This window comes from Microbacterium aurantiacum, assembly GCF_021654035.1.
GTDB lineage: Bacteria > Actinomycetota > Actinomycetes > Actinomycetales > Microbacteriaceae > Microbacterium > Microbacterium aurantiacum.
Genome location: NZ_JAJPDW010000010.1, coordinates 1 through 13,124, shown reverse-complemented (window position 1 = coordinate 13,124; position 13,124 = coordinate 1). Strand labels below are relative to the sequence as shown.

At 66.0% G+C, this 13,124-nt stretch carries 10 protein-coding genes; 5 read left to right on the top strand and 5 right to left on the bottom strand.

Going from position 1 to position 13,124, the window contains the following annotated elements:
- Positions 1-6 precede the first annotated feature (6 nt).
- Positions 7-1,293: a hypothetical protein gene (locus tag LTL01_RS14170; protein WP_236969019.1), complete on the bottom strand. Its 1,287-nt coding sequence runs from the start codon at positions 1,291-1,293 to the stop codon at positions 7-9.
- A gap of 122 nt (positions 1,294-1,415) precedes the next feature.
- Between LTL01_RS14170 and LTL01_RS14165 the strand changes: the two genes are divergently transcribed.
- On the top strand, positions 1,416-2,126 hold the full coding sequence (locus LTL01_RS14165; protein WP_053548662.1) for a DUF4191 domain-containing protein: 711 nt from the start codon (positions 1,416-1,418) through the stop codon (positions 2,124-2,126).
- Between the two features lie 26 nt (positions 2,127-2,152).
- Here the strand turns inward: LTL01_RS14165 and LTL01_RS14160 are convergent, their stop codons facing one another.
- Positions 2,153-2,575, bottom strand: coding sequence for an RDD family protein (locus tag LTL01_RS14160; RefSeq protein WP_272878148.1), 423 nt, complete (start codon positions 2,573-2,575; stop codon positions 2,153-2,155).
- Positions 2,576-2,677: 102 nt separating this feature from the next.
- Here LTL01_RS14160 and glnA point away from each other — a divergent pair, with 102 nt between their 5' ends.
- A complete protein-coding gene (gene glnA / locus LTL01_RS14155) occupies positions 2,678-4,102 on the top strand; it encodes a type I glutamate--ammonia ligase (RefSeq protein ID WP_053548660.1) in 1,425 nt (474 codons plus the stop codon).
- 287 nt (positions 4,103-4,389) lie between these two features.
- Complete coding sequence (locus LTL01_RS14150) at positions 4,390-5,208, top strand: DUF262 domain-containing protein (RefSeq protein WP_236969017.1); 819 nt, start codon at positions 4,390-4,392, stop codon at positions 5,206-5,208.
- A gap of 378 nt (positions 5,209-5,586) precedes the next feature.
- Here the strand turns inward: LTL01_RS14150 and LTL01_RS14145 are convergent, their stop codons facing one another.
- Genes LTL01_RS14145 through LTL01_RS14135 form a run of 3 tightly spaced genes read right to left on the bottom strand, consistent with a single transcriptional unit; the run spans position 5,587 to position 11,244 of the window.
- Entirely contained in the window at positions 5,587-6,225 is a 639-nt protein-coding gene (locus LTL01_RS14145; protein ID WP_236969016.1) for a TetR/AcrR family transcriptional regulator, read from the bottom strand.
- A 19-nt stretch (positions 6,226-6,244) separates the two neighbouring features.
- A complete protein-coding gene (locus tag LTL01_RS14140) occupies positions 6,245-8,431 on the bottom strand; it encodes a YhgE/Pip domain-containing protein (RefSeq protein WP_236969015.1) in 2,187 nt (728 codons plus the stop codon).
- The gene (locus tag LTL01_RS14135) at positions 8,428-11,244 is read right to left on the bottom strand and encodes a YhgE/Pip domain-containing protein (protein WP_236969014.1); all 2,817 of its coding nucleotides are present in this window, start codon (positions 11,242-11,244) and stop codon (positions 8,428-8,430) included. Before LTL01_RS14135 ends, LTL01_RS14140 begins: the two co-directional genes overlap by 4 nt.
- Between LTL01_RS14135 and LTL01_RS14130 the strand changes: the two genes are divergently transcribed.
- Positions 11,225-12,136, top strand: coding sequence for a TetR/AcrR family transcriptional regulator (locus LTL01_RS14130; RefSeq protein WP_236969013.1), 912 nt, complete (start codon positions 11,225-11,227; stop codon positions 12,134-12,136). The two genes, LTL01_RS14135 and LTL01_RS14130, sit on opposite strands and share 20 nt — an antisense overlap.
- Positions 12,133-12,990: a 3-hydroxyacyl-CoA dehydrogenase gene (locus tag LTL01_RS14125; RefSeq protein WP_236969012.1), complete on the top strand. Its 858-nt coding sequence runs from the start codon at positions 12,133-12,135 to the stop codon at positions 12,988-12,990. Before LTL01_RS14130 ends, LTL01_RS14125 begins: the two co-directional genes overlap by 4 nt.
- Positions 12,991-13,124: the final 134 nt, after the last annotated feature.

Below are 13,124 nucleotides of genomic sequence, written 5' to 3'. Positions count from 1 at the left end.
TCCGGATCACGGTTCGGGCTGTTGCGGGACGTCATGGACGTCCCGCAACAGCCATTTTCCGTCTCGGAGGGCGAGGACGACCAGCTGGGGTGCGTGTCCGTCGACATCGAGACGGAGCACGGCGACCCCGCCGAGATCATCGAGCAGTGTGATCCGACGCTCGGTCGAAGGCGCGTCGATGGCCCCTGAAGGGAAGACCGTCGACGGGTCGAGGACGACGCCCGAGAGGCACGACGGATCTACCGCGCAGGTCAGGCGGCTCTGGATCAGCGAGTCGGCGGTGGACGGCATGTCCGCGGCGCCGGTCGCGCCGTCCGGGGTGGGGGATGTCACGGGCTCGGACTCCTGCGGGGCATCCGCGGGCGCGTCGGACGCGACGGTATCCGTCGTGGCGGCGGGCGCGTCGCCCGAGGTGGCAGCGCCCGCGGCCGGCCACAGGAGACCCGCGGCGAGCACGCCGGCCCCGGTGACGCCGGCGAGGACGACGGGCAATCGTCGTGATCTCTGCGGCAGTCGCGTTCGGCGCCAGACTTCGGTCGTCCACCGGGAGAACAGATCGGCGAGATCGGCGTCGAGGAATCGCGCCCACGACGCGAGCATCCGCGGGGATGCGTCCTCGACGATTCCGGCGGTGTCGCGCTCCGGACGGACGGATGTCATCGGTCGAGGCGCCGTCCCAGGGTGGGACAGCGGCTGCGGTTCGGCGATGGCGAAGAGCCCGTCCTCGACCGCGCGGATCTCGCGAGCGGACGATCGAGTCCGCTCGAGATCGGCGAACACCGGTGCCCAGACAGGGTCCGCGGGTGAGGCGCCACTGAGTTCGAGACAACGTCGGGTGGCGGTGCGCGCGTCCGCCTCTCCGGCGCCGTCGCCGATCGCGAGGACGGGGCGTCCGCCCGCGTCGACCCACCAGGAGCCGGACAGGCGGGCGTGATCGCCCGCTTCGCGAAGTCCGCGCAGAAGGCTGAGGGCGAGGGTCACCGCCTCCCCCGCGGGCAGGCGCTCCCCGGCGGAGACGCGGTCGGACAGCATCCGATCGAGGCGTCGACAGACCGGCAGCAGCGCATCGTGTCCATCGGGGCGTCGAACGACGTCGAGGGGACTCAGGAGGTGGCCGTCGTCCCGAGCCGCCCAGCCCGGCCAGGTGGATCCGAGGATCTCGGCGTCGACGAGGAGCCCTCGGCCCCCGTCCTGCAGCGCGACTCCCAGCCCGGGCCAGGGTCCCTCGATGCCCGCACCCACGCGGCGTACCGCGCGGTAGGGCGAGAGGAGACGCTCACGTGCGATGTTCACGCCCCCAGCGTAGGCCGACGCGCGGGCGGGCGACGGGGTGGGAACGTCATCTGTGGATGCGGCACGGGTGCGCCGCGGCTGTGGAGGAGGGGCGGAACGCGCCGAAAAGGTAGTCTGGACCCATGGCCGCGCGTACCACCAGCCCCGAGAAGCGTCCGGGGTTCTTCTCCCAGCTCCGCACGCTCTACACCTTCACCCAGAAGGCGTTCCCCTGGCTCCCGTTCCTTCTGATCGGCATCCTCCTGGTCGGAATCGCGCTGGGCGTCGGCATCGGCTTCCTGCTTCCGCCCGTGGCGATCTGGAGCGTGATCCTCTGGGGCATCACCGGTCTGCTCCTGGGTGTCCTCGCGTCCCTCATGACCATGACGCGGCTGTCGACGCGCGCGATGTACCGCCGCCTGGACGGGATGCCCGGTGCGACCGGCCACGTCATCTCCACGTCGCTCGGACGTCGGTGGCAGGCGAGCGAACTGCCGGTCGGCGTCAACCCGAAGACCCAGGATGCGGTGTACCGGGCCATCGGTCGCGGTGGGGTGGTGATCGTCGGCGAGGGTGCGCGGGGTCGACTGACCCGGCTCGTCGCCGACGAGCGCACGAAGGTCCAGCGTGTGGCCTCGGGCGTTCCGGTCACGGTGCTCTACATCGGTCACGGTGAGGATGAGGTCCCCATCGGCAAGCTCGCCTCCACGATCAAGGCTCTGCCCAAGGCGGTCGACCGCGCGACGATGGCAGCGGTCATCAAGCGCGTCGAATCGGTCTCCCAGTCGCTGACGTCGTTGCCCATTCCGAAGGGCATCGACCCGACCAAGGTGCGCGCGCAGCGTCCTCGCTGAGTCGGCGCCGCCGACCCGATCCGAGCTCAGGAGCGGACGAGCACCGTGCCCGCGGCCTTGTCGTGGACACCACGGTGGTCGCTGTCCCAGATGACGGCGGGAATGACGAGGATCAGCAGGATCGTCCGGACGACGGGACGCCACAGGCCCACCCAGCCGCCGTCGGATCGGCGCAGGGTCAGGCCGAATAGCCGGTGGCCCGGGCTCCCCTGGAGCGTCGGGAGGAAGACGATCTGGATCGCGCCGAAGATGATGAGGATGGCCAGCGCATCCCACCCGAAGAAGCCGGACAGCAGGTACGCGGCGCCGTAGTCGACGAAGAGGGCGCCCACCCGACGACCGAGGCCGCCGATCGACCCGCGCCCCTCGCGTGGAAGGCCGAGGCGTTCGCCGGGATACGGTTCGGACGATGGGGTCACCCCTCCAGCGTATCCAGGCCTCTGTAACATGGCCGAAACATAGGTGTCACTGCCGGGCAATCCCCTGTCGATACCGTTCCACCATCCCGCAACGCGGGTGGCAATTCCCGATGCCCTATCTCTGGAGCCTTCATGTTCAAAGATTCATCCGAGGTGCTCAAGTACATCAAGGACGAGGACGTCAAGTTCCTCGACATCCGATTCACGGATCTTCCCGGTGTGCAGCAGCACTTCAACATCCCGGCCTCCACCGTCGATGAGGACTTCTTCACGGTGGGGCAGCTGTTCGACGGCTCCTCGATCCGTGGTTTCGCAAACATCCACGAGTCGGACATGCAGCTGATCCCGGATGTCTCCACCGCGTACCTCGACCCGTTCCGTGAGGCGAAGACCCTGATCATGGTCTTCGACATCTACAACCCGCGCACCGGTGAGATCTACGCCAAGGACCCCCGTCAGGTCGCCAAGAAGGCTGAGAAGTACCTCGCGTCGACCGGCATCGCCGACACCGCGTTCTTCGCTCCCGAGGCCGAGTTCTACATCTTCGACGACGTCCGCTACGAGGTGAAGCAGAACTCCGCGTTCTTCTCCGTCGACTCCGAAGAGGGCGCCTGGAACACCGGTCGCGTGGAAGAGGGGGGAAACCTCTCGAACAAGACCCCTTACAAGGGCGGATACTTCCCCGTCAGCCCGGTCGACAAGACCGCGGACCTCCGCGACGACATCAGCCTCCGCCTCATCGAGTCGGGTCTGCACCTCGAGCGTGCGCACCACGAGGTGGGCACCGGTGGCCAGCAGGAGATCAACTACCGCTTCGACACGATGGTGCACGCGGCGGACGACATCCTGAAGTTCAAGTACATCGTCAAGAACGTCGCGAACGAGTGGGGCAAGGTCGCCACCTTCATGCCGAAGCCGCTCTTCGGCGACAACGGCTCGGGCATGCACACGCACCAGTCGCTGTGGCTCGACGGCAAGCCCCTCTTCTACGACGAGGCGGGCTACGGCGGGCTCTCCGACCTCGCACGCTGGTACATCGGCGGCCTGCTCGCGCACGCCCCCGCGGTCCTCGCGTTCACCAACCCGACGCTGAACTCCTACAAGCGCCTGGTCAAGGGCTACGAGGCTCCGGTCAACCTGGTCTACTCGGCCGGCAACCGCTCCGCGGCCATCCGCATCCCCATCACGGGATCGAACCCCAAGGCCAAGCGCATCGAGTTCCGCGCGCCCGACGCCTCCGGCAACCCCTACCTGGCCTTCGCGGCGCAGATGATGGCCGGCCTCGACGGGATCATCAACCGCATCGAGCCGCACGAGCCGGTCGACAAGGACCTGTACGAGCTTCCCCCCGAGGAGGCCAAGAACATCCCGCAGGTTCCGAACTCGCTGCTCGACTCGCTGGAGGCGCTGCGAGCCGACCACGAGTTCCTCACGCGCGGCAACGTGTTCACGCCCGAGCTGATCGAGACGTGGATCGAGTACAAGATCGAGAACGAGATCCAGCCGATCAACGCCCGTCCGCACCCCTTCGAGTACGAGCTGTACTTCGGGGTCTGATTCCGGGAGGCCCTCAGAGCCACACTTCCGGTTTCTGAGCCCAGCAATTTACTGAGCCCCAGACGGCAGATGCCGTCTGGGGCTCAGTCTATCTCTGGACGTTTACGGACGGCTACGGAGAGTAAACGGACAGGATTTCGGACAGCGGCGCACGAGCTGCTTGAGCGAAACCCGTCCACCCTTTCGTAGATCCAGGTGGTCAAAGGTCGGGTAGCGCGCACAGGTGCCTCCCCTCTCGTCGGCGAGCTGGTCGGCCGAGCGTCGGAGGGCTCCACTAGCGTGGAAAAGTGGATGCGATTCTTGAACCGCGAGCAGTCGGTGACGTCACAGGAGCCTTCTTCGTTCCCGGTTATCAGCGGGGTTACCGTTGGGGTCCTGACGAGGTGGACCGTCTCCTCGCAGACATCTGGGAGAGCAACGGCGCCCCGTACTACCTTCAGCCCGTGGTCGTAAAGCGGATGGCCGACGGTCGATGGGAACTCATCGACGGCCAGCAGCGGTTCACCACTCTGTACCTGATCTTCCAGTACATGCGGGATCAGGGGCTGCAAAGCGCCGGCGCTGGCTACTCGATCGAGTACGAGACACGCCCCGGTAGCCAAGAGTTCCTACGGTCGCCGATAGCCGACCACAAGGACGACAATATCGACTTCCACCACATCTTCGGAGCGTACGAACGGATCCGCTCATGGTTCGAGGCGTGGGAGCATCGCACTCAGCACGTCGCCAACAAGTTCTACGGCTACCTCTTCGACTCGGTCAAGGTGATCTGGTATGAGGCATCGCAAGATCTCGACTCCATTACCCTGTTCACCCGGCTGAACGTCGGGCGGATCCCGTTGACTGACGCCGAACTCATCAAGGCGCTCGTGTTGGCAAACAGCCGCGCGCGTCCTGGATACTCAGACAAGAGCGAGCAGATCGCGGCGCAGTGGGATCAGTTCGAGCGGGAACTTCGCGCGCCGGAGGTCTGGTCATTCATCACGGGCCGACACGAGAGCGAGGCAACTCACATCGGGCTCGTCCTCGACACTCTCGCCGATCAGATCGGCGGGAGGGAAGCGCCGCATGCTTCCCGCGTCGCATTGGCTCGACAGCCCGTATGAGCCGGACACCGCCGGGAGGTAATCCCGGTGCGCCTCGACGGGCATACCCTCGTGATACACGCCGTAGAAGTGTTCACTCCCACCCCACGGGTCGGTGCGGTGGAACCTTCTCGTCGGATCGAGTTGTGCGACGCGGCGCCCGATCACCGTCAAGGCGTCGTCGGAGGTCCGCGTGCCGGGGTTCTCGTTGCCGCCACCCCATAGCACCAGCGAGGGATCGTTGCGCAGGCGCCGGACGTTACGCGTCGTAGGCTCGTCGAAAGCGATCTTCCGCCCGACTACGCGCGCGAGCCTCGAACATCCCGCATGAACTGGATCGCCCGAGAGAGCTGCATGCCGCCGTTGCGGGCCCGCCTGCGCGCATCCGACGGGTGACGCTCAGGCCACGATGTCCGGGTTCGACGCGATGAGCGCGGCCTGCTCGGTCCATGACAGGCCGACGATGCTGAGCACGACTCGGGCGATGACCGACGGGTTGCTTCCTGTTAGGCGAGTCTGGCGCAATGTGGCGCGGGCTGTCTCTTCGATGAGGATGGCGAGGACTTCGGGCGAAACGTCTCTTCGGAAGGCCCCCGCTGCCGTGCCGGTATCTGTGAGCTCGCGGATTCGTCGTCGAAGGGGCGCGAGCGAACGGACTGTGTCTGCGACATGGGCATCACTGAGGGCGATATTCGCGGCAGCGCGCACTGCTGAAGCTTCGCGCCAAAGACGCACGGCGAGGCGGGCCAAAGCGACGCGCGGGTCGGCGTCGTCGATGACGTGGGCGATCGCATTGAACCGCTCAGCGCCGAGCGCGATGACCTCTCTCAGCAGGGTGTCCCTGTCGGGGAAGTGGCCGTAGAGAGCCCGTCGCGACAGTCCGGCTGCTTGCGCGATGGTGTCGAGGGAGGCCTGTGGATTCTCCGCGAGCACGGCCTGCGCAGCGTGCAGAAGTGCTTTGTGATTGATTGTGGCGTCACTTCTGCGCTCGCGCGTAGGAACCGATTCCGGCCGGACGGGGGACTCTTGCGTGGACATGATCACCTCTCGCGGACGCTCACATGAGCTTGGTGGATTCAAGCGCTTCGGACAGGCCTCGGTTGTATGCGATCAGGGGTCGCCGCAGCACCAGGCCGAGCAGCAGGGCCGGGACGATGAAGAGGGCGAGCAGGAGAAGAGAGATCCAGTAGTCCCCTGCGTAGACGCCGGCAATCGCCGATCGCATGGCCTGGATTGCGTAGGTGGCGGGCAGGAATGGGCTGATGTTCTGGAACCACTCGGGGAGGAGCTGAAGGGGGTAGGCGCCGCCGGAGCCGGATATCTGGATGACGAGCAGCAGCACGCATAGTGCCTTTCCGGCGTTGCCGAACGCGACGACCGCGGTGTAGACGATCAGTGTGAAGACGAGGGAGATGATCCATCCGGCGAGGATCATGAGCAGTGGGTGCGCGGGCTCGATGCGGACGAACAGGATGAGCCCGAGGGTGAGGAGTGTGCTCTGGGCGAGGCCGACGAGTCCGAAGATGCCGTACCGTCCGAGGTATTTCTGGGTCGTGGTGAGTTCGGGGGTACCGGGAAGTGTGTTGTGGTTGACGTCGACACGGATGGTGACTGTCATCAGCAACGCTCCCACCCAGAGCGCGAGGACGGTGTAGAGCGGTGCCATGGCGGCGCCGAATCCGGCGACCGGGAACACCGCAGTGCGGTCCACCCGGACGGGTTCGGCCAGTGAGGTGGCGAGGACGCCGGGATCGCCTCCGATGATGTCGCGGAGTTCACTGAGATCACCGGTGTCCGCTGCGGTTCCGAGCGCCCGGTCGAGCTCGTCGAACCGGTCGGCCAGTTCACCCAGTGAGGTGGAGATCCCGTTTGCGATGGTCTTTCCCCGGTCGATGGCGGTCATCACGGAGTCCGATGAACCCGACAGGCTCGAGGACACGCCGGCAAGGTCGTTGGACACGATGGAGATGTCCGAGTCGAGCCGTGAGAGCGTCGAAGACAGGAGGTCCAGTTGCGGCTTCAGTCCGTCGGTGTATGCGCTCTGTGCGTTCTGTACGGCGGTCTTCGCATCGGCGATCGTGGCGAGGATCTCCTGGTGAGAGCCCTGCTCGGAGGCGTTGTCGTCCTGGATGTCCTGCGCAGCTTGGCCGAGACTGTCGTGCACAGCCTGCTGCCTGGCGATCGCGTCGTCGAGGGCGGCGATGACGGTATCAAGGGCGCCTTCCGCGGCCTCGGGCAGCGTGGGCCGAACCTCGGTATCAAGGGCGTCGCGAATGGTGCGGTATCGGTCGACCTGGTCCTGGACTCGTGCCGCTAGGTCAGCGAGCACCGTCACGCGATCGCCGCTGAGGGAATCCATGTCCACGTAAAGGTCGTCGATGCGATCGCCGACCGCGTTGTAGCTGTCGGTCGTCGCGGACAGGGCGTCGGAGACTCCTTGGGTGGCGGTGCGCAGAGCGGAGGCGAGGGACTCGACCGCGTCGCTTCCGCTGCCGACGGCGTCGGAGGCGTCGCTGAACGCGCTTCCTGCCGTGTCGACGAGTTGGGAGGCGCTGTTCACCACGGGGATGCTGGAGTCGAAGAGGGCGGAGAACATGTCGGCGGTCTGCGCACTCGACCGCAGCTGCGTCGACATGCTGGCCACCCGTGCTTGGAGCCGGGTCAGTGCGGCCTGGGTGTCGTCGTCGGTGAGGTAGTCGGATAGGGAGGAGAGCAGGCTGAGCGCGATCTCGCTGAGGGTCTGGGTGAACGTCTCGGTGATCTGCGCGGACACACCGTCGGCACCCTGTCCGGTGATCTTGGGAGCGAGGGCGTTCTTCTTCTCATTGGTGTACAGCGCGATGTCGGTGTGCTCCGCACCGTCGACGTAGAACGTCATCATGTCGGTACTGAAGGATGGCGGAAGCACGATCGCGGCGTAGTACGCACCCGACTTCGTACCGTCGATCGCATCATCTTCGGTCGTGATGACCCAGTCCAGATCGTCGTTGGCGCGCAGCGCGGACAGGACCTGCTCGCCGACGTTGATCCGGACCGGAATCAGGTCGCTCTCGTAGCCGGTGTCGGTGCTGGCAACGGCGACTTTCAGGTTGCTGGTGTTCGCGAACGGATCCCAGCTGGCGATCACGTTGAACCAGGTGAACAGGGACGGGATCACGACAAGACCGAAGATGACGATGCACGCCATCACGTTCTGTGTCGCGTGACGAACGTCGCGCCCCACCAGTCGCAGGATGACCCTCACGGCTGCTCCCCCTTCCCCGCAGGGCCCTCGTCCTCTAGCTGCGCTCCGCCCTCGTTCCCATCCGATTCCGCGGGCTCATCGTGGCGCGCCGCGTTTGCGGTCGTCGGCTCGGGCACGTTAGCGTCCGCGTGGGCGGAGTCGTCGGCTGGGGGCTCACCCTGGAACCAAGTCGCTATGACATCATCCACGTCAGGGGCGTGCCCATCCGTGTCGCCGGTGGCAGCGATGTCGGCGGACGGGCTTTCCTGGAGGGGATCACCGGAGCTCAGATCCTCTGCGAGCAGATGTTGCGCGCCGGGAACGGACTCGCGTCCCGTGAGCACCTCTGAGGAGACGACGGTGGCGTGCGCCTGCGCACCACCGGCGAAGACCGCTTGGCGCAGGTCGGCGTCATCGAGCTCGGCGATTTCTCCGGCTCGCGCGAAGCTCCATCTGGCGTACTCGATGGCGACGAGGAACCCGATGACCAGAAGGCACCAGAGCGTTCCTATGCCCAGCAGCAGCGCCTTGACGTCGGCGAACGTGACAGCGGCGGCGGCGAGCAACGCGAGCCCCGTGAGCCCGACGACCAGCGTCGCCCGCAGCAGCACAGGATAACGGTGTGTGAACGGGCGGGCCCGGCGGGTGAGCTCGTCCCGGTAGGCGCTGCGGTTCGAGAGTGCGTGGATGATCTCGCTCAGCCGGTAGCCACTGCCGGCGACCTGGACGTTCTCGCCGATCAGCAGGTCGGTTGCGGCGACCTCGCGGTTGAACAGGATGTGGAAGCTGGCGAGTCTGCGCCGCAGGACCAATCCGAGGAGGAACGCAAGGGCGACGAAGACGGCGAGCATCCCGAGGAACCGCCAGTAGTGGCCGCCGTAGAACCCGGCGATCGTCTCCCGCATTGCGTCGATGCCGTAGGAGAACGGAAGCAGGGGATAGATCGCGCGGAAGAAGTCGGGCATCAACTCGATCGGGTACAGCCCTGACGCGCCGGGGATCTGCATGATCACCAGCAGGATGCACAGACCTCTCCCGACATGCCCGAACGCGACGCAGAGCGCGTAGATGATGCTCACGTACGCCAAGGCGATCAGCACAGCGGTCCCCACGAAGGCGACGGCGCTCACGGTCTGGACACCGATGACGAGGTTCCCGATCGAGACCACCAGCGCCTGTCCGACAGCGAGCAGCGCGAACAGGCCGAACCGTCCCAGGTAGGCCTCGCGGACCGTGACGCCCTCAACACCTTCTGTGTCGACCTCGATCTTGAAGATCACCATCAGCACGAATGCACCGATCCACAGCGACAGGTTCGTGAACAGTGCCGCCATCGCGGACCCGTAGGAGGACACCGGGAACATCGTCTGCTCCTCGACGACGACGGGCGAGGCGATGAAGCGGGCGATGTCGTCCGCGTCCAGTCCGGTGATCGTGCCGAGCGCACCCCACTCCGCTGCGGCGGCGACCGCTTCGATATCGGTGCGCGCGGCCTGCAGGTTCGACTCGACGCCGGCGATGTCGGCGTCGAAGCTGTCGAGCGCCGTCGAGGTGGATGCCAACTGCGTATCCGCGCTGCGCAGCAGGCCGCCGACTTGGGTGAGTACTTGCCGCTGTGAGGCGACCGCCGCCGAGAACTCTCCCGCGCTGGAGGACAGGCGGGCCATCGCGCTGTTCAGCGCCGGAAGGTTCTGGGTGAGCACCGTCCGCAGATCGGATGCCGCAGTCTGGGTGCCCTGGACCGCCTCGTCGACGGCATCTGCAGCCGCCTGCAGCCCCTGGATGGTGTCGCCGGTGCTGGCGCTCAGTTGCGACAGATCCGCGAGGAGCTGCTGATCGGCAGCGTTTCGCGCCTGCAGCGCCTCAATCACCCCGGACAGACGCTGCTGCGTCTCAGGATCCAGATCGAAGTCATTCATCAAAGCCTGCACCTGCGCGATCGCGGCCTCGTTCGCCTTGAGAACGGTCTCGACGTTGTCGATCGCCGCGTCCACCCGCAGCCCTGCAGCAGTCAGAGCCCCCGTCACCTGGGTGATCGAGGAGTTCGCGGAGGCGGAGGCATCCGCGAGCAGTGTCGTGCCTGTGAGGTACGCGGCCGTTGCGGCATCGGTGAACCCGATCACCTGCTCCTGTGCGTCGGCGATGATCGACTGCGCTTCCGCTGTGGCCTGCTGAACGTCCGCCAGCGTCGAATCGACATCCGTGAGCGTGTCCTGGGCGGCCGACAGCGTCGCGCGAGAACCGGCGATTCCGTCCTGGAGGTCGGTGATACTGCTCCGCGTCGATGCCAGTGACTGCGAGGTACTGTCGAAGGTGTTCAGCGCGTCGTCTTTCGCGGTCAGCAACCGCGACTCCACGTCATCCCCCGCATCCCTCACCGCGTCTGTCGCAGCCAGGGCGACCTGCTCCGTGAAAGCGGCCGTGATCTGCCGGTCAAGCTGAGACGCGCCGACATCGGTGATCTTCGGCGCGATCGCGCTGGCCTTCTCGTTGACGTAGTACTGCAGCGCCGGCTGGGTGAACTCGCCGCTGGTGATGCTGAGGAGGTCCTCGCTGAAGTCTGCGGGGATGACGATGGCGGCGTACACGTCACCGCGCCGGACGGCCTCGGCGGCCTCCTCCTCGCCCATGAAGACCCAGCCGAGCTGATCGTTCTCCTCGAGCTGCGCACTGACCTGATCACCGACATTCAGCGCCCCCGTCAGCTCCGACGATGCGCCCTCGTCGAGGTTCGCCACTGCGACGCGAATGCTCTCAGTGTTCGCGTACGGATCCCAGAACGCGTTGATGTTGAACCACGCATACAACGCCGGAGTGATCAACACGCCGATCACGATGATCCACGCCTTCCGAACACGGAACAGCCGGGTGACGTCCCTTGTGAAAACCCGCCAGCTCATCCGCACGCCCGCAAGCATACACAGTTTGCACAGCTCTGTGCACGTTACCGAAGTGGCCTATCGCCGATCATGTGCGCACGCCCTCCTTGCGGTCCGCAAGAAAATGAGTACGCTCATTCGTGTGAGCGGGATGCAGCAGCTGTCAGAGCACGGACGGCGTCCGGGCGTGGGGGGAATGGAGCCGCGCCGCGAGCAGAACATGCGGCTCAAGCGAGAGCGGATCTTCCGCGTCGCGTCTGACCTGTTGCGTACGCGGGGCTTCTCCGCGGTGACAACGCAGGAGGTGTCCGCTGCGGCCGGGGTCGCCGCGGGGACCCTGTTCCGCTACGCCGCGACCAAGAGCGAGTTGCTGCTCATGGTCTACAACGAGGCACTCCGGTCGTCGATCGATGAAGGCGCCGCGCGTGCGGCGTCGACGCCGGATCCTTCCGCCGCGGTCTTCGCCCGCCTGTGCCCGCTCGTCGCCGCCGCCGCACGGGAGCCGGAGAACAGTGCTGCGTACCAGCGGGAGCTGCTGTTCGGGCCTCACGACGCGAAGTTCCGAGCCGAGGGCATGGCGTTGATCCTCACGCTCGAGAAGTCGCTCTCTGACACGCTGCGCCGCGCCGCGCCGACCCTCAGCGACGAAGAGGCACGGGTCGCAGGATCCTCGCTGTTCGCCGTCACTCATCTCGCGATCGCTCGGATGACGGCCTCGGACACCCCCGAGGCTGACGCGATCGACGACCTCAGACGTCAGGTCACGCACATCGTGACCGGCGTGCTGCACCACACCCCGGCGGCCCGATCGGCCGCTCGAGAAGAAATGAAGGAGACAAGACAATGAGCAACATCACACACGTGACCGTCCTGGGAACCGGGGTCCTCGGCACCCAGATCGCCTTCCAGACCGCCTACCACGGCTTCCAGGTCACCGCATATGACATCAGCAACGACGTCATCGAGGCAGCCAAGAAGCGGTTCGATGCTCTCGTCACCACCTACAAGGACGACGGAGTCGCGGGGGCAGCTGAGGGGAAGGCGGACGAGGCGCTTACCCGCGTCCGGTTCTCCTCCGACCTCGCCGACGCGGTCGCGGACGCGGATCTGGTCATCGAGGCGATCCCCGAGGTGCTGTCCATCAAGCAGGACACCTACCGCAAGCTCGGCGAGCTCGCACCGGACAAGACGATCTTCGCGACCAACTCGTCGACGCTTCTGCCCAGCGACCTCAAAGACTTCACCGGACGCCCCGCCAAGTTCCTCGCGCTGCACTTCGCGAACCGGGTCTGGAAGTTCAACACCGCCGAGGTGATGGGCACCGCCGACACCGATCCGGCCGTGTTCGACGATGTCGTCGCCTTCGCCGGCGATATCGGGATGGTTCCGATCCCCGTGCGCAAGGAGAAGTCGGGCTACGTCCTCAACTCGCTCCTGGTGCCGTTCCTCAATGCCGGGTACGCACTCGCCGCCGGCGGGTACGCCGAGCCGAAGGACATCGACAACGTGTGGCGGATCGGCACGGGAGCGCCGATGGGACCCTTCCAGATCACCGATGTCATCGGCCTGACCACCCCGTATAACATCCTCGCTCACGGCGGGGAGAAGGACCAGGCGCTCGCGGCCTGGCTGAAGAGCGAGTACATCGACCACGGCAAGCTCGGCGTCGCCACCGGCGAGGGCTTCTACACCTACAACTGACCCCACGACCGCAGCAGAACACTCCACGAGAAGACCTCCACAACAGATGTACTACAGCAGCGGAAACTACGAAGCCTTCGCCCGCCCCCGCAAGCCCGAAGGTGTCGAGAACGGGCGTGAGGAACGAATGGGTC